Here is a 15755-nt window from a genome sequence, read left to right on the forward strand (position 1 = left end):
TGGAACGTTCGCACGGCTGAGCGACCATCCACCCGGCGACCGCCCATCCGCCGTCGTTGCGGTGCTCAGAGCCACCTGCGCACGCGGGCGCGGTAGGCGGCGTACTCGGTGGGGAAGCGGGTCGCCAGGTAGCGCTCCTCCGGGCGGATCGCGATGAGCTGCACGGCGGTCAGGGCGAGGGGGAGCAGGATCAGCGGCCACCAGGAGCCGATCAGCAGTGCCACTCCTGTGTAGACGACGGCCAGGCCGGCGTACATCGGGTTGCGCGACAGGCGGTACGGGCCCTCGGTGAGCAGGGTGGCGACGCGGCGGTGGGGCACGATCGTCGTCCGGTGGCGGACCACTGCGGCCACGGCGGACGCGGCCAGCACCGCGCCGAGGGCGATCACCGCGAGGCCGGCGACGGTCGTGGCCGGACGGCCGCCGAGCGGCAGTGGGGCAGCGGTGTCGAGCAGGGCGCCGGCGACGAGGCCGGCCGCGTAGTACATGGGCGGCGGGATCGGGAACACCCGGGCACCGCGCCGCACCTCCGCATCGGTCGCCATGGTCGCCTCATTTCGGTAGTGGTATGCTCTAACTAATAGAGCACTACACTCGGCCGGTGGCTGTCAAGAGGCGGTACGAGTCGTCATACCGGCAGGAGCAGGCCCGGCGGACCCGGCGGGCGATCCTCGACGCGGCGGCCGAGCTGTTCGTGACGCCCGGATATGCGGCCACACCCCTGACCGCGGTCGCGGCCTCGGCCGGGGTGGCGATCCAGACGGTGTACAAGACGTTCGGCACCAAGCAGGCGCTGCTCTCGGCCCTGGTCGACGTCACGGTGGCCGGCGACGACGAGCCGGTGGCGCTGGCCGGGCGCCAGTTCGTCGCCGACATCCAGGCGCTGCCCGACGCCCGCTCGAAGCTGGCCCGCTACGCCCGGCACCTGGCCGAGACCCACGCCCGGCTGGCTCAGATGATGCTCGCCCTGGCCACCGCCGCCACCGCCGACCCGGACGCCGCCGCCATCTGGCAGAAGAACGCCGACGAGCGCCGCGCCGGCATGACGATGTTCGCCGCCGACCTGGCCGCGACCGGCGAGCTGCGCCCCGACCGCACCCGGGACGCCGTCGTCGACGTGCTGTGGCTGGCGATGGACGTGCGCAACTACGACTGGCTGGTGCGGCAGCGGGGCTGGCCGGTGGAGCGCTTCGAGCAGTGGTACGTCGACACCGTGGCCGCCGCCGTCCTCACGCCGCGCTGATGGCCTCCAGCCACGGATGATCCGGGTGTACCCGCGCGAGGCTGTCGGCGAGCCACTGTCTCCGGCCGGCGTCGAGCAGCGGCAGCGTCGTCCGGAAGTCGCGGACGTCCTTGTCGCGCACGGCCTTGGCCTTGAACAGCAGCACCACTTCCGGCGCCATGTACGGCAGCCCGGCGCCGTCGAACGCGATGAGGTCGGTGTAGGCCCGGCGGATTTCCGGGTCGCGGCGGCACACCCACACGTCACCGTCGTGCGGCTCACGGAACACGTCGAACCGCCAGCACCCGGCCGCCCGGTCCAGGGCCCACGTCTGGTGCTCGGCCGCGAGGGTGTCCTCGTCGGCGGGGACGAGGACGCCGTCGACCGGGACGAACCAGTCGAACTCCGGGAACCGCGGCGCCACCTCGCCGAAGCGTCCGTGGGGGACGGCGAACTCGAGGTCGCCGTGGTCGCGGGTCTGCGCGCCGCGGAAGAGGTCGAGCGCCCAGCCTCCGGCGACGCACCACGGCACCGACAGCCCTTCGAGGCGCTCCGGCAACGCCTCCGGGCGCCACGGCTCCCAGGCGTCGACGGCGGGTGTCATGCCGGCCACGGTACCGGCCCACGCCCGGAGCATACACAGTTGAACGTTGTACAAAGCCGGGGCGGCGCCGGGAACCAATAGGGTGTGCTCATGAGCTACCGGCTTGGGACCGATCTGGGAGCCGCGGACCGGGCAGGGCGCGCAGCGGGGCGCTGCGGATCGGTCCCACCATTGTGGACAGGCCCGAGCCGGTGGTCGCGGAGGGGAGTCTCCCGGTGACGATTGCCGCAGGGGGTCCAGGGGGCGGGAGCCCCCTTGCCCGGGGCGGGAGCGAAGCGGCCCCGGAATCCGAATCCTCGGCTTTTGAGGTTTGTGCTCCTCCGGGCGCAGACGTCGGCTACGACCCGACGGGCGCGTATCTCGCGGTGGCGGCCGAGGCCGGCGTGCAGATCTGGCGCGCCGACGGCGTGCCCGTGCGGACACTGCGGGGGCACAGCAGCGCGGTCACCACCGTCGCCTGGTCGCCCGACGGCCGCCTGCTCGCGAGCGGGGCCGAGGACAACACCGTGCGGCTCTGGCGGGTCGCCGACGCGGCGCCGCTGCACGTCCTGGAGGGCCACGACGATCCGGTCCGCCGCGTCGCCTGGTCACCGGACGGCCGGCGGCTGGCCTCGGCGGCGGAGGACCACACGGTCCGGCTGTGGCGCGCCGACGGCACCCACGAGGCGACACTTACCGGCTACGCGGACTGGGTACGCGACGTGCAATGGTCGCCCGACGGCCACCACCTCGCCACGGCCAGCACCGACGGCACGGCCAGGGTCTGGCGGGCCGACGGCACCCTGGCCGGCACCATCACCGGCCACACCGGCGCGATCTGGTCGGTGGCCTGGTCGCCCGACGGCGCCGTGCTCGCGACCGGCGGCACCGACCGCAGCCTGCGGCTGTGGCGGGCCGCTGACGGGTTCCCGCTCGGCGCCGTCACCGGCCACGCCGGCGGCGTCGCGGCCGTCGCGTGGGCGCCCGGCGGCCAGGTCATCGCCACCGCGAGCGCCGACCACAGCGTCCGGCTCTGGCTGGCCGCGGACGGCCGGCCGCTCGCCTGCCTGACCGGCCACGCGGGCGAGGCCCGGTCCTTGGCCTGGGCACCCGACGGCCGGACCCTGGCCAGCGCCGGCGCCGACCGCACGGTGCGGCTGTGGAGCGTCGCCGACGGCTCCAGCCGCGTGCTCACCGCGCCGCCGGGCGGGCTGTGGACGGCCGCGTGGTCGCCGGACGGCACGCACGTCGCGACCGCCGGGGAGGGCGGGGCCGGGTACGTCTGGCACGTCCCCGACGGCCGCCCGCGCCTGCCGCTCACCGGCCACCACGGCCCGGTCCGCGCGGTCGCCTGGTCACCGGACGGCCGGCACCTGGCCACGGCCGGCGAGGACCGCACGGCCCGCGTGTGGCCGGCCGACACCGCGAGCCCGCCCGCCGTCCTGCTCGGCCACACCGGCCCGGTCTGGGCTGTCGCGTGGTCGCCGGACGGCCGGTTCCTGGCCACGGGCGGCGTCGACCGCACCGTGCGGCTGTGGGAGGCGGGCGGGCGGCCCCTGGCCGTGCTGACCGGGCACCTGGGCCGCATCTGGGACGTGGCCTGGTCGCCGGACCAGCATCGCATCGCAAGCTCCAGCACCGACAACACGGTCCGCGTCTGGCGCACGATCGACGCCGAGCAGGTCGGCGACCTCTTCGGCCACACCGGCCGCGTCGCCGCCGTCGCCTGGTCGCCCGACGGCACGCACCTGGCCACCGCGAGCGCCGACCGCACCGCCCGCGTCTGGGCGTCCGCCGACTACAAGTCGCGCCTGGTGATCGAGGGCCACGCCGGTGGCCTGCGCGCGGTGGCCTGGTCCCCGGACGGCACCCGCCTGGCCACCGCGAGCGAGGACCGCACCGCCCGCATCTGGACCGCGGACGGCTCACCGGTGCACGTCCTGGACGCGCACCTGGGCCCGGTCTGGTCGGTGACGTGGTCACCCGACGGCCGCTTCCTGGCCACCGCGGGCGCCGACCACACCCTGCGCATCTGGCGCGCGGCGGACGGCGCCCCGACGGCGACGGTACGGCCGTGGGCCGACGGCTGGGCGGTGCTGTATCCGGACGGGCGGTACAAACAGGCGGGCACCGTGCGCGGCGAGTTCTGGCGGGCAACCGCCCTGACCCGCCACGACCAACCCGGCACCGAAGCCGACCCGTCCACGCCGCTCACGTAGTGCCCAACGCGCTGTCGGCAGGCGACGCCGCGCAGGCGCGGGCATAGGATCCGCTGTCATGGCCCGCACCACGCCGCCGCGCCCGCTCGACGTCGCCGGGCTCTTTCCCGAGCTGCGGCACCACGCCACCACCGCCACCCGCCTGCATCCGCGGCCCGGCGCGCCGACCGCCGCGGACAGCTCGGTCGGCGGCCCGCTGCTGTGGCCGGCCGGTGAGCCGTGGCCGGTCTGCACCGAGACGGGGGAGCACGAGCCGTACAACCTGTCGACCCCGGCCGCCGTGCGCCGCCGCCGGGAGATCCTCGCCGCCGCGGACGCCCGGGAGCCGCGGCCGGACGGCGAGTTCCTGACCGCCGAGGAGCGGGCCGAGCTCGACGCGGCCGATGAGCTGGAGCTCGACGACCGCATCGGCGAGCCCATCCCGCCGATCGCCGTGGCCCAGCTGTACCGCCGCGACATCCCCGACTACGCCGGCCCGGACGGCACCGACCTGCTGCAGGTCCTGTGGTGCCCGGTGGACCACGCGGACCGGCACTACAGCCCCCGCGTCCTGCTGTTCTGGCAAGACAGTGCCGCCATCAACCCGCTCCGTGCGGCACCGCCCGAACCGCCGGTCGTCAGCGACATGTACCTGCCGATCCCGTGCACGGTGCAGCCGGAGCAGGTCCGGGAATACCCGTACGCCGCCCTGCTCCCCGACGACCTGCGCGAGCGGCTCACGGCGTGGGACGGCGGCGACGCCGACCACCCCCGCTACCAGGCCGACCTGTCGCTGGCGCCGGGCTGGAAGGTGGGCGGGCACGCGAACTGGTCACTGACCGACCCGTACCCGGTGGACTGCGAGGCCTGCGGCGCCGCGATGACCCTGACCTTCACCGCGGCCTCGAGCGACTGGCACGGCCCGCACTGCACCTGGCGCCCGTCCGAAGAGCCCCCGACCGCCTCCCCGGACACCGTCGGCGTCCAGATCGGCCGCGGCTACGCGCTGCACGTGTTCCGCTGCCCGGAGTCGTACGAGCATCCGGCGGCCACCGCGATGCAGTGACGCGCGCCGGTCAGGACCCGGCCGCCCCTACCTCCGGCGGGCGGGACGCTCCCGCGGAAATGCCGCGACGGCCACCCGCCCGATGGTCAGAATGACGCCATGAGCGCCGCGGTGTCCGGACCCGATTTCCTGCTGCTGCCGCCACGACCGGACAGCACCGCCGAGCGGCTGGCGGCCGCGGCCCGGCGCCGCGGGCTGGCGGTGGAGCCCTGCCCGGACGGCCGCGTGCCGGTGCGGCTGCGTGGCCGCGATGGTGGGCACCTCTACGGCGGTCCCGCCTTCGCCGCCACGGTCGGTGCGGACCTCGACCTGGCGCTCCTGGAACCCGCCGACGACTGGCTGCCCGGGCTGCCCGCTGCGTTTCGAGGGCGTGACATCGTGCTGAGCACGCTCGGTGAGGCGCGGTGGTCGCGGACGCCGGCGTTCGTCAAGCAGCCCCGGGACAAGGAGCTGCCGGCCGCCGTCTACGCCGACGGGAGCCGGCTGCCCGGCCCCGGCCGCCTCGCCGCGGACACCCCGGTCCTGATCAGCGAGGTCGTCACGTTCGTCGTCGAGTATCGGCTGTTCGTCCTCGACGCCACCGTGCACGCCGCCGGCCGCTATGCCACCTTCGGCCGGCTCGACCCGGCACCGCTCGACGGCGACGCACATCGATCGGCCGTGCTCGCCTTCGCCGGTGAACTGCTCGCCGCATGCGCCGGCAGCCTGCCCAGCGCGGTCGTCGTCGACGTCGGGCTGGCCGCCGACCCCGACCGGGGGGACGAGCGCTGGGCCGTGGTCGAGGCGAACATGGCCTGGTTCTCCACCTGCTACGCCGCCGACCCCGACCGGGTGCTCGACGTGGTCCTGCGCGCCGCGGGCCCCCGCCACCGCGCCGCCGCCCGCGACCACGCCTTCGTCCGCCCGGGCGGGGAGCGGCGCCGGGAACCGCCCCCCGAAGGCCAAGACATCAGGAATCGAGAAGCGCGGGGTGGTGCGGGCTCCTAGGGTCGTGGGTATGACGAACTCTGAAGTGCTCGGCGTCCAGACGATCCTGCATCCCGTGGCTGACCTGGAGAAGGCCAAGCCCGTGTACACCGCGCTGCTCGGGACGCAGCCGCAGGCCGACTCGCCCTACTACGTGGGGTACACGGTGGCCGGGCAGCAGATCGGGCTCGTGCCCGAGCGCGGGGGACACGGCGACACCACGCCCGTCGCGTACTGGCACGTGACCGACATCGCCGCGAAGATCGCTGAGGTCACGGCGGCCGGGGCGACGGTGAAGACGGCGGCGCACGATGTCGGCGAGGGGCGGCTCGTGGCGACAGTCGTCGATGTCGACGGCAACGTGCTCGGGCTGCTCCAAGACCCGCAGTGACGGCGGAGCCCCGCTCCCGCGCGCAGCGGCGCGCCGATACCGAGCACCGGCTGGCCACCGACGTCGACGTCTGGGTGGCCAGCGCGGGCGACGGCGGGCCCTACCTGGTGCCGCTGTCGTTCGACTGGGACGGCGCGACGCTGCTCATCGCCACCGGCGCGGACAGCCCGACCGGGCGCAACCTCGCCGCGAACCGGCAGGTGCGGCTCGGGCTCGGGCTGGTCCGCGACGTGGTCATGATCGACGGGGCCGTCGAGGTGCTCGAGATGGATGCGCTGCCGGTCGCGGCCGGGGATCGGTTCGCGCGGCGCAGCGGGTTCGATCCGCGGACCCTGCCCGGGCACTACCGTTGGTTCCGGATCACGCCGAGCACCATCCAGGCGTGGCGCGAGGAAAACGAACTGCGCGGGCGCACCCTCATGCGCGACGGCGAGTGGATGCGGTAAGAGGAGAGCGATGAACGTTGCTGACAGCCACGACATGATTCGCGTGCAGGGAGCGCGCGAGAACAATCTCAAGGACGTCAGCATCGAGCTGCCCAAGCGGCGGCTGACGGTGTTCACGGGGGTTTCCGGGTCGGGCAAGAGCTCGCTGGTGTTCAGCACGATCGCCGCCGAGTCGCAGCGGATGATCAATGAGACCTACAGCGCCTTCGTGCAGGGGTTCATGCCCAGCCTGGCCCGGCCCGAGGTGGACCGCCTGGAGGGGCTCACCACCGCGATCGTCGTCGACCAGCAGCGGCTCGGGGCCGATCCGCGCTCGACCGTCGGGACCGCGACCGACGCGAACGCGATGCTGCGGATCCTGTTCAGCCGCCTCGGCACGCCGCACATCGGCGGGCCGAACGCGTTCTCGTTCAACGTCCCCTCGGTGAAGGCCAGCGGCGCGGTCACCGTCGAGCGCGGCAATGCGAAGAAAGAGCTGGTGACCTTCTCGCGTACCGGCGGCATGTGCCCGCGCTGCGACGGGCGGGGCTCGGTGACGGACCTCGACCTCACGCAGCTGTACGACGCCGACAAGACCCTCGACGAGGGCGCCATCCTGGTGCCCGGCTACAGCATGGACGGCTGGTACGGCCGCATCTTCAAGAGCGTCTTCGACCCCGGCAAGCCGATCCGGAGGTTCACCAAGAAGGAGCTGCAGGAGTTCCTGTACGCCGAGCCGCGCCGCATCCAGGCCGAGGGCGTCAACCTCACCTACGAGGGCCTGGTCACCAAGCTGCGGCACACCGTGCTCGCCAAGGACGTGGAATCGCTGCAGCCGCACGTGCGCGCGTTCGTCGAGCGGGCCGTCACGTTCCAGACCTGCCCCGACTGCGCCGGCACCCGCCTGGCCGCACCGGCCCGCTCGGTGAAGATCAAGGGGATCACCATCGCCGACGCCTGCGCGATGCAGATCAGCGACCTCGCCGAGTGGGTGCGCGGGCTCGGCGAGCCGTCGGTGGCGCCGCTGCTGCGGGGGCTGAGTGATGCGCTCGACGGGTTCGTCGCGATCGGCCTCGGGTACCTCTCCCTCGACCGCCCGGCCGGCACCCTCTCCGGCGGCGAGGCGCAGCGGGTCAAGCTGGTCCGGCACCTGGGCTCGGCGCTCACCGACGTCACCTACGTCTTCGACGAGCCCACCGTCGGCCTGCACCCGCACGACATCGCCCGCATGAACGAGCTGCTGCTGCGGCTGCGCGACAAGGGCAACACGGTGCTCGTCATCGAGCACAAGCCGGAGACGATCGCGATCGCCGATCACGTCGTCGACCTCGGCCCGGGCGCCGGCTCCGGCGGCGGCATGGTGACGTTCGAGGGCACCGTCGCCGCCCTGCGCACGAGCGACACGGTCACCGGCCGGCACCTCGCCGACCGGGTCGCCCTCAAGACGCAACTGCGCAAACCCACCGGCAGCCTGCCCATTCGGGGCGCCGACACGCACAACCTGCGCAACGTCGACGTCGATATTCCCTTGGGTGTACTCGCTGTGGTCACCGGCGTCGCCGGCTCGGGCAAGAGCTCGCTGCTGCCCGGCTCGATCCCGCCCGAGGCCGGCGTCGTCCACGTGGACCAGGGCGCCATCCGCGGCTCGCGGCGCAGCAACCCGGCCACCTACACCGGCCTCCTGGAGCCCGTGCGCAAGGCGTTCGCGAAGGCCAATGGGGTCAAGCCGGCCCTGTTCAGCCCCAACTCGGAGGGCGCCTGCCCCAACTGCAACGGTGCCGGGGTCGTGTACACCGACCTGGCGATGATGGCCGGCGTGTCATCGGTGTGCGAGGAGTGCGACGGCAAGCGGTTCGAGGCGTCAGTGCTGCGGTACCGGCTGGACGGGTACGACATCAGCGAGGTGCTCGCCATGTCCGTCACCACGGCCGCCGGCTTCTTCGCCGAGCTCCCCGCCGCGCACGCGATCCTCACCCGCCTGGCCGACGTCGGCCTCGGCTACCTCACGATCGGCCAGCCGCTGACGACCCTGTCCGGCGGCGAGCGCCAGCGCCTGAAGCTCGCCACGCACATGGCCGGCAAGGGTGGGATCTACGTCCTCGACGAGCCGACGACGGGCCTGCACCTGGCCGACGTCGAGCAGCTGCTGACCCTGCTGGACCGGCTGGTCGACGCGGGCAAGTCGGTGATCGTGATCGAGCACCACCAGGCGGTCATGGCCCACGCCGACTGGATCATCGACCTCGGGCCGGGCGCCGGGCACGACGGCGGCCGCATCGTGTTCGAGGGCACCCCGGCCGACCTGGTCGCGGCCCGCTCGACGCTCACCGGCGAGCACCTGGCGGCGTACGTCACTGCCGCCGGGCGCGCAGCTCCACGAGGAGGCCGTCGCGGTCGGTGAGGACCGCGCCCAGGATGGCCCGGCCCGCGGCGAGCAGGTCGGCGACGGCCGGGGTGCTCAGGGCGTACATCACCAGCGCCCCGTCGCGGTGGGACGTCACGAGCCCGGCCCGGCGCAGGACGGCGAGCTGCTGCGACAGGTTCGACGCCTCGACCTCGATCTCGGCGAGCAGGTCGCGGACCGGGCGCGGGCCGTCCTGCAGCAGCTCCAGCACCCGGATGCGCACGGGGTGGCCGAGCGTGCGGAACATCTCCGCCTTCGCCTGGTACAGCGGCACCGACATGCGGCTCCACCTCCGTCCGGGCGCCGGAAACCCGAGGTTAGCAGCTCATTCGGGCTTCCAGCGCACCGTGCCCCCTTTTCAGTTCATGACCTGCGAAAGTCTGCAACTGGGTGTGCGTCTGACGCGAACCGCACTCACGAACCTCGAGATCTGATGCGGGCCGGGACCGGCCCGGTGGCGGACAATGGCGGCATGACGCTCCTGGAACGCGGCTCCGCGCTCGCGTCGCTCGCCGAATACGCACGGCAGGCCCTCGCCGGGGACGGCCGGCTCGTGCTCGTCGGCGGTGAGGCCGGGGTCGGCAAGTCCAGCCTGGTCGAGGCGTTCGCCGCCAGCGTGGCGCCGGCCCGGGTGGCGTGGGGCATGTGCGACGGGCTGTCCACGCCCCGGCCGCTGGGGCCGCTGTTCGACATCGCCGACGAGCTCGGCGGCGAGCTGCTCGAGCGGGTGCGGGGCCGGGCGTCGCGGGACGAGCTGTTCGCGGCGCTGCTGCGCCAGGCCAACGAGCCGGGCCGGCTGCACGTGCTGGTGCTGGAGGACCTGCACTGGGCCGACGAGGCGACGATCGACCTGCTGCGGTTCCTGGCCCGGCGGCTGCGCAGCGCCCACCTGCTGCTGATCGTCACCTACCGCGACGACGACCTCTCGACCCGCGACCTGCTGCGCGGGCTGCTCGGCGACGTCGCCACGCTGCGCACGACCCGGCGGATCGGGCTGGCGCCGCTGTCGGTGCGGGCGGTGGAGGAGCTGGCCGGCGCCAGCGGCCTCGAGGCGGCCGAGCTGCACCGGCTGACCGGCGGCAACCCGTTCTTCGTGACCGAGGTGGTGCGCTCCGGCTCGACGGCGGTGCCGGCCTCCGCGCGCGACGTGGTGCTGGCCCGGACCGGCACGCTCGGGCGCGAGGCGCGGGCGGTGCTCGGCACGGCCGCGCTGATCGGCAACCGGGTCGACCCGCGGCTGCTGACCGCCGCGTCCGGCGCCGCCCCCGCGGTCCTCGACGAGCTGGTCCGCTGCGGCCTGCTGATCGGCGACGACGGGCACCTGACGTTCCGTCACGAGCTGACCCGGCTCGCGGTCGAGCAGGCGATCCCGCAGCACCGGGTGGCCCCGATCCACACCCGCATCCTCGCCGCGCTGCGGGACCTGGGCACCGACGGCAGGCGGGCGACACAGGCCTTCCCGGTCGAGGCGCAGGCGGCCGGCGACGGGTTCGCGCGCCTGGCGTATCACGCGGAGGCGGCCGGGGATGGTGCCGCGGTGCTCGAGTATGCGGTGAAGGCGGCCCGCCGCGCGTCCGAGCTCGCCTCGCACCGGGAGGCGGGGGCGCAGTACGAGCGGGCCCTGCGCTTTGCCGATGTCCTGCCGCCGGCCGAGCTGGCCGAGCTGTATGACGCGCTCGCCGGCGAGCTGTCCCTCGTCGACCGGGGGCCGCGGGTCTGCCAGGTCGCCGAGCGGGCCCGGGAGCTCTGGCACCGGGCGGGCGACAGGCGGCGCGAGGGCGATGCGCTGCGGCGGCTCTCCTCGGCGCTGCGCTACGACTGCCGGGGCGCCGACGCCGTGCGCGCGGCCGAGGCGGCGCTGGCCACGCTGGAGCCGCTGGGCCCGACCGCCGAGCTGGCCTGGGCCCACGCCGCACTGGCCACGCACCGCATGGTCAGCGAGCGGCACGAGGAGGCCATCGCCGTCGCCGCCCGGGCCCAGGAGCTGGCCGTCGCGCTGGAGCTGCCGGCGGTCCGGGCCGACGCGCTCATCACCGAGGGCTGCTCCCGGGCGATCGTCGGCGGCGACTGGGTCACGCCGATGCGGCGCGGCCTGGACATCGCGCTGGCCCACGGCATCGACGAGCAGGTCGGCCGGGCCTACATCAACCTGCACGGCATGCACTGCACCAAACGCGAGTACGCGCAGGCCGAGCAGTACTTCCGGGCCGGCACCGCCTACTGCGACGAGCACGACGTGCGCACGTTCGGCACCTGCATCCGGGCCGAGCGGGTCAGCACCCTGGCCGCCACCGACCGCTGGGACGAGTCGCTCGACCTGAGCCGGCACGTGCTGGCCAACGCGATGAGCGCGTCACCGCTGAACCGGATCGGCCCGCTCGCCTGCGTCGGCGTCATCCGGGCCCGGCGCGGCACCGCCGGCGTGTGGGAGCCGCTCGACGAGGCGGCCCGATACGCCGACGGCTGCGAGGGCCCGCAGTACATCCTCTACGTGCGCACCATGCGGGCCGAGGCGTGCTGGCTCGAGGGCCGCATCGACGAGGCCCGGCGGGAGGCGGAGCTGGCCGCGGACGCCGCCGCCGACGGCGACGAGTGGGCCCGCGGCGAGGCGGGGGCGTGGCTGCGGCGCACCGGGTCCGGGCGGGTGACGAGCCCGGTCCACGCGGAGCCGTACCGGCTGGAGCTCGACGGCCGGTGGGCCGCAGCCGCCGCGGCGTGGGAGCAGATCGGCTCGGCGTACGAGGCCGCGCTGGTCCGGCTGTTCCACGGCGACGAGCCGGCCCAGCGGGAAGCCCTGAGCGTGCTCGACGACCTGGGTGCGGCGGCCGCGGCCCGGGCCGGCCGGCGGCGCATGCGCCAGGACGGTGTCCGCGGCGTCCCGGTGGGTCCACGCGCGGCGACGCGGGCGCACCCGGCCGGCCTGACCCGCCGCGAGCGGGAGGTCCTGGAGCTGATCTGCGCCGGCCACACCAACGGCGAGATCGCGCAGCGGCTGTTCATCGCGGTGAAGACCGTCGACCACCACGTGTCCGCGGTGCTGGGCAAGCTCGGCGTCGCCAACCGCTCCAGCGCCGCGAAGGAGGCCGTCCGCCTCGGCATCGGCGTGTGAGCAGGCCACCCGCCGAGGGGCCGGCAATCGCGCTAGCCGACAGCCAGCACGTCGACGACGAACCGCAGCGCCCCGGCGGGCCGCCCGCCTTCCGGATTGTCGCCGTAGGCCAGGTTCGACGGGATGTCGAGCTGAATCCGCGTGCCCACCTTGACCCCGGTGAGGCCGTCGCTCCACCCCTGGATGACGCCCGAGCCGAGCGTGAAGCTGAACGGCTGCTTCTTGTCCCAGGACGCGTCGAACTGCTTGCCGTCGGCGTAGGTCACGCCCACGTAGTTCACCGTGATCGTCTGCCCGGTCTGCGCGACCGCCCCGGTGCCCTCGATGATCGTCGTCTTCGTCAGCGCGCTCACGGTCCCGGTGCCGGCCTTGACCTCCGGCTTGGTCCCGAGCGCCGGGTCGGCCCCCGCGGGCAGCTGCGGGAACGGCGCCTCGGTCGTGGCCGCGGCGGTGGGGGTCGGCGTGCCGGCGGTACTGGCGGCGTCCGGCGCCTGTTCGTCGATCGACCGCACGATCAGCACCACCGCGACGGCCAGCAGCACGACGACGGCCGCGACGGTGCCCGCGATCCCGAGCATTCGCCGGCGCCGGGCGGCCTGGCGCGCCTTGGCCTTCGCCACCTTGGCGGCGGCGCGCTTCTCGGTCTTGGACAGCGGCGTCGGTGCAGACGGGCGTACGTTCACCGGACCACGATAAGTCACCGCCCCGGCACGGGTGGCGCCGCCTCAGCTGGGAACTTCATGGAAGTGCATGAGCACCGAAACGTCGGCGTCGGCGGGCCCGGCGGCGACCGCGCGGCGGAGCAGCTCCGCGGCGCCGTCGGCGGCCGGCAGCGCTACCCCGGCCGCCGCCGCCCGGGCCAGGTCGAGGTCCTTGGCCGCCATCGCGACCCCGAACGCCGCTCCCGGCCCGCCCATCGCCCGGCCGACGACGGCGGCGAGCGGGCTGGCCCGGAGCAGCTCGAGCGCGTCCTCGCGCGCGATGCCGAGGGCCGCACCGACCGCGAGCGCGTCGGCGAGCGCGGCCAGCCCGGCCAGCACTGCCGTGTTGAGCACGAGCTTGTTGGCCGCACCCCGCCCGAGCGCCCCGCAGCGGTGCACCGAGCCGAGCGCGGCCAGCACCGTCTCGGCCCGGTCCAGCACCGCCGGATCGCCCCCGGCCAGGATGCGCAGTGCCCCACCGGCCGCGGCCCCGACACTCCCGCCGACCGGGGCGTCGACCATGTCCAGCCCGGCCGGCAGCGCCCCGGCGACCTTCAGGACGCCGTCGGGCCCGATCGTCGACATCTCGATGAGCGTGGCTCCGGCCCGCAGGTCCGCGGCCCCGACGACCGCCAGCACCGCGGCGGCATCGGTAAGCATGGTCACGACGAACCCGGCCCCGGCACACGCCTCCGCCGCCGATCCGGCCGCAACGGCGCCCGGCACCGGCGGCCGCGGGCTGCGGTTCCAGGTCCGCACGGCGTATCCCTGATCCACCAGGCGCCCGGCGATCGCGGCGCCCATCCGGCCGAGTCCGAGCACGGCAACAGTCTGCATGCCGGCAACGCTAGGGAGCGCCGGCGCATGCGACAAACAAATGTCCGGCATCGCTGCGATGCGCCGCACGCATGGATCGTGGGGTGAGCCGTCGACCTGGCGCTCGCGCTGGGGCCGGCGCAGGTCCGGCGCACCGCTCACCTGATCGATGCCGGTCGGCATCGCGTGGGCGGCGGCGGGCAGGGCGCTACGGGCGCAGGCCGGCCAGGAGGATGTCCAGGTAGCGCTCGGCGGCGTCGTCCTGGCCGGCGGCCACGGCGTGCTGCAGGCCGCAGATCAGGCGGCGGATGTCGTCGGCGGTGACGTCCGGGCGGATGACGTGCTCGGCTCGGGCCCGGGTCAGGGTGGTCTGGACGGCGGCGCCGAGCTGGGCGTTCAGGGCCGTCGTCGTGGCCAGGCAGGGGGGCTCGGTCGAGGACAGGACCGCGGCCAGGGTCGGGTCGTCGCGCAGGAGCTGCAGGCCGCTGCGGAGCAGGGCCGTGAAGGCGGCGGCCGGGTCGGGGTCGGCGGCGCCGGCCACGGCGTCGGTCACCAGCGCGGCCAGGCTCTCGGCGGCCAGCGCCTCCAGGAGGGCCTGACGGGTCGGGAAGTGGCGGTACGCGGTGCCGACGCCGACGCCGGCCGCCTTGGCGATCGCGTTCATCGGCAGGTCCAGGTCGCCGTCGCGGATGCGGGCGCGGGCGGCGGTGAGCATCTGGGCGCGGACCCGGGCGGAGTCGGCGCGCAGGGGGCCGGGGTCGGTGAGCGGCGGCACGCTTAGAGGATAACCCATCCGTTGCTGTGCTACGGTCGGACTCGTTAGCGGATGAAGTATCCGATGCGGGAGGAGTGTGTCATGGACATCCCTGATCAGCGTGGCCGGACCGTCGTCGTCACCGGAGCCAGCAGCGGGCTCGGCCAGGTCGTGGCCCGTGAGCTGCAGCAGGCCGGTGCGCACGTCATCGCCGCGGTTCGCACGCCGGCCAAGGCGGCCGAATTCGAGGCGATCCCGATCGACCTGGACGATCTCGAGTCGGTGCGGGCGTTCGCCGAGCGGCTGCATGCCGACGGGCGCAGCATCGACGTGCTGGTGAACAACGCGGGGCTGGGCAGCCACACGCGGCAGCTGAGCGCGCAGGGGTTCGAGCGCACCTTCGCCGTGAACTTTCTCGGACACTTCGCCCTCACCGGGCTCCTGCTCGACCTGATGCGCACCGACGGGCGGGCGCGGATCGTGCACGTGGGCTCGAACCTGTACCGGCGGCTGAAGACCGGGCTCCCGCTGGATGACCTGGCGGCGCAGCGCGGGTACTCCAAGGGGCGGGCGTACGTCGCGTCCAAGCTGGCCAACCTCGTCTTCGGCACCGAGCTCGACCGGCGGCTCCAGGCGGCGGGCTCGCCGGTCCGCAGCCTCACCGCGCATCCGGGGCTGGCGATCACGCCGATGAACTCGGACCTGCCCGGGCGGGGTGCGCGGGCGCTGATGGCCGTGGCGCAGGCCGCGATCGGGCGTCCGGCGCCGCGGGCCGCCATCGCGCTGCTCTACGCCGCGGTCAGCCCGGATGCCCGGCCCGGCGTCTTTCTCGGGCCGCACCTGCGCAAGTCGGACGACCGGGTGTACGCCGACGCGCTCGTCCCGCCGGCCGACGACCCGGTGCTGGCCGAGCGGCTCTGGACCGTGGCCGAGGCGGCCACCGGCGTCCGGTTCGCGCTCACGCCGGCGGGCGGAACCAGGCCCGTGACGCCGTCGGGAGTGTGACGGAGGCCGCCACGAAGACCTGGGCGGCGATGACCACCATTCCGCCCGGGCGGCCCTCGCCGAGCAGCCGCAGACCGCCGAACACGCCCACGGCGGCGAGGACACAGGCGACGAT

15 protein-coding genes are annotated in these 15755 nt (G+C 74.6%); 9 read left to right on the plus strand and 6 right to left on the minus strand.

Going from position 1 to position 15755, the window contains the following annotated elements:
* Nucleotides 1-65: 65 nt before the first annotated feature.
* On the minus strand, nucleotides 66-545 hold the full coding sequence (locus tag Dvina_RS23215; RefSeq protein ID WP_246656387.1) for a methyltransferase family protein: 480 nt from the start codon (nucleotides 543-545) through the stop codon (nucleotides 66-68).
* A 56-nt stretch (nucleotides 546-601) separates the two neighbouring features.
* On the opposite strand from Dvina_RS23215, the gene Dvina_RS23220 reads away from it, so the two are divergent.
* On the plus strand, nucleotides 602-1243 hold the full coding sequence (locus tag Dvina_RS23220; protein ID WP_246656388.1) for a TetR/AcrR family transcriptional regulator: 642 nt from the start codon (nucleotides 602-604) through the stop codon (nucleotides 1241-1243).
* Here the strand turns inward: Dvina_RS23220 and Dvina_RS23225 are convergent.
* Nucleotides 1230-1826: a nucleotidyltransferase domain-containing protein gene (locus tag Dvina_RS23225; RefSeq protein WP_223104565.1), complete on the minus strand. Its 597-nt coding sequence runs from the start codon at nucleotides 1824-1826 to the stop codon at nucleotides 1230-1232. The two genes, Dvina_RS23220 and Dvina_RS23225, sit on opposite strands and share 14 nt — an antisense overlap.
* A 383-nt stretch (nucleotides 1827-2209) precedes the next feature.
* Here Dvina_RS23225 and Dvina_RS23230 point away from each other — a divergent pair, with 383 nt between their 5' ends.
* The 6 genes from Dvina_RS23230 to Dvina_RS23255 all read left to right on the plus strand — a co-directional run bounded on the left by Dvina_RS23230 (nucleotide 2210) and on the right by Dvina_RS23255 (nucleotide 9252).
* The gene (locus Dvina_RS23230; RefSeq protein ID WP_223104566.1) at nucleotides 2210-4024 is read left to right on the plus strand and encodes a WD40 repeat domain-containing protein; all 1815 of its coding nucleotides are present in this window, start codon (nucleotides 2210-2212) and stop codon (nucleotides 4022-4024) included.
* A 58-nt stretch (nucleotides 4025-4082) separates the two neighbouring features.
* Complete coding sequence (locus Dvina_RS23235; RefSeq protein ID WP_223104567.1) at nucleotides 4083-5069, plus strand: hypothetical protein; 987 nt, start codon at nucleotides 4083-4085, stop codon at nucleotides 5067-5069.
* Between the two features lie 99 nt (nucleotides 5070-5168).
* Nucleotides 5169-6056, plus strand: a complete 888-nt coding sequence (locus Dvina_RS23240) for an ATP-grasp domain-containing protein (RefSeq protein WP_223104568.1) — start codon at nucleotides 5169-5171, stop codon at nucleotides 6054-6056.
* A gap of 10 nt (nucleotides 6057-6066) precedes the next feature.
* Complete coding sequence (locus Dvina_RS23245) at nucleotides 6067-6426, plus strand: VOC family protein (RefSeq protein ID WP_223104569.1); 360 nt, start codon at nucleotides 6067-6069, stop codon at nucleotides 6424-6426.
* A complete protein-coding gene (locus Dvina_RS23250) occupies nucleotides 6423-6872 on the plus strand; it encodes a pyridoxamine 5'-phosphate oxidase family protein (protein WP_223104570.1) in 450 nt (149 codons plus the stop codon). Before Dvina_RS23245 ends, Dvina_RS23250 begins: the two co-directional genes overlap by 4 nt.
* 10 nt (nucleotides 6873-6882) lie before the next feature.
* Nucleotides 6883-9252, plus strand: a complete 2370-nt coding sequence (locus tag Dvina_RS23255; protein ID WP_223104571.1) for an ATP-binding cassette domain-containing protein — start codon at nucleotides 6883-6885, stop codon at nucleotides 9250-9252.
* Here the strand turns inward: Dvina_RS23255 and Dvina_RS23260 are convergent.
* Nucleotides 9203-9535: an ArsR/SmtB family transcription factor gene (locus Dvina_RS23260; protein WP_223104572.1), complete on the minus strand. Its 333-nt coding sequence runs from the start codon at nucleotides 9533-9535 to the stop codon at nucleotides 9203-9205. The genes Dvina_RS23255 and Dvina_RS23260 overlap by 50 nt on opposite strands.
* Before the next feature lie 192 nt (nucleotides 9536-9727).
* On the opposite strand from Dvina_RS23260, the gene Dvina_RS23265 reads away from it, so the two are divergent.
* Nucleotides 9728-12364, plus strand: coding sequence for a helix-turn-helix transcriptional regulator (locus tag Dvina_RS23265; protein ID WP_223104573.1), 2637 nt, complete (start codon nucleotides 9728-9730; stop codon nucleotides 12362-12364).
* A gap of 32 nt (nucleotides 12365-12396) precedes the next feature.
* Here Dvina_RS23265 and Dvina_RS23270 read toward each other — a convergent pair whose 3' ends face one another.
* The 3 genes from Dvina_RS23270 to Dvina_RS23280 all read right to left on the minus strand — a co-directional run bounded on the left by Dvina_RS23270 (nucleotide 12397) and on the right by Dvina_RS23280 (nucleotide 14656).
* Nucleotides 12397-13047: an FKBP-type peptidyl-prolyl cis-trans isomerase gene (locus Dvina_RS23270; RefSeq protein ID WP_246656389.1), complete on the minus strand. Its 651-nt coding sequence runs from the start codon at nucleotides 13045-13047 to the stop codon at nucleotides 12397-12399.
* Nucleotides 13048-13089: 42 nt separating this feature from the next.
* A complete protein-coding gene (locus Dvina_RS23275; protein WP_223104575.1) occupies nucleotides 13090-13902 on the minus strand; it encodes an NAD(P)-binding domain-containing protein in 813 nt (270 codons plus the stop codon).
* A gap of 187 nt (nucleotides 13903-14089) precedes the next feature.
* Complete coding sequence (locus Dvina_RS23280; RefSeq protein ID WP_223104576.1) at nucleotides 14090-14656, minus strand: TetR/AcrR family transcriptional regulator; 567 nt, start codon at nucleotides 14654-14656, stop codon at nucleotides 14090-14092.
* A gap of 81 nt (nucleotides 14657-14737) precedes the next feature.
* Here Dvina_RS23280 and Dvina_RS23285 point away from each other — a divergent pair, with 81 nt between their 5' ends.
* Nucleotides 14738-15640: an SDR family NAD(P)-dependent oxidoreductase gene (locus Dvina_RS23285; RefSeq protein WP_246656390.1), complete on the plus strand. Its 903-nt coding sequence runs from the start codon at nucleotides 14738-14740 to the stop codon at nucleotides 15638-15640.
* The last annotated feature ends 115 nt before the right edge of the window (nucleotides 15641-15755 follow it).

This window comes from Dactylosporangium vinaceum (genome assembly GCF_019904175.1).
GTDB classification, from domain to species: Bacteria; Actinomycetota; Actinomycetes; order Mycobacteriales; family Micromonosporaceae; genus Dactylosporangium; species Dactylosporangium vinaceum.

What these genes read in the sequence shown, in the direction of transcription:
- Dvina_RS23215 (WP_246656387.1), bottom strand. Translation starts at nt 545, where the DNA reads ATGGCGACCGATGCGGAGGTGCGGCGCGGTGCCCGGGTGTTCCCGATC.
- Dvina_RS23225 (WP_223104565.1), bottom strand. Translation starts at nt 1,826, where the DNA reads ATGACACCCGCCGTCGACGCCTGGGAGCCGTGGCGCCCGGAGGCGTTG.
- Dvina_RS23235 (WP_223104567.1), top strand. Translation starts at nt 4,083, where the DNA reads ATGGCCCGCACCACGCCGCCGCGCCCGCTCGACGTCGCCGGGCTCTTT.
- Dvina_RS23240 (WP_223104568.1), top strand. Translation starts at nt 5,169, where the DNA reads ATGAGCGCCGCGGTGTCCGGACCCGATTTCCTGCTGCTGCCGCCACGA.
- Dvina_RS23245 (WP_223104569.1), top strand. Translation starts at nt 6,067, where the DNA reads ATGACGAACTCTGAAGTGCTCGGCGTCCAGACGATCCTGCATCCCGTG.
- Dvina_RS23255 (WP_223104571.1), top strand. Translation starts at nt 6,883, where the DNA reads ATGAACGTTGCTGACAGCCACGACATGATTCGCGTGCAGGGAGCGCGC.
- Dvina_RS23260 (WP_223104572.1), bottom strand. Translation starts at nt 9,535, where the DNA reads ATGTCGGTGCCGCTGTACCAGGCGAAGGCGGAGATGTTCCGCACGCTC.
- Dvina_RS23265 (WP_223104573.1), top strand. Translation starts at nt 9,728, where the DNA reads ATGACGCTCCTGGAACGCGGCTCCGCGCTCGCGTCGCTCGCCGAATAC.
- Dvina_RS23275 (WP_223104575.1), bottom strand. Translation starts at nt 13,902, where the DNA reads ATGCAGACTGTTGCCGTGCTCGGACTCGGCCGGATGGGCGCCGCGATC.
- Dvina_RS23285 (WP_246656390.1), top strand. Translation starts at nt 14,738, where the DNA reads ATGGACATCCCTGATCAGCGTGGCCGGACCGTCGTCGTCACCGGAGCC.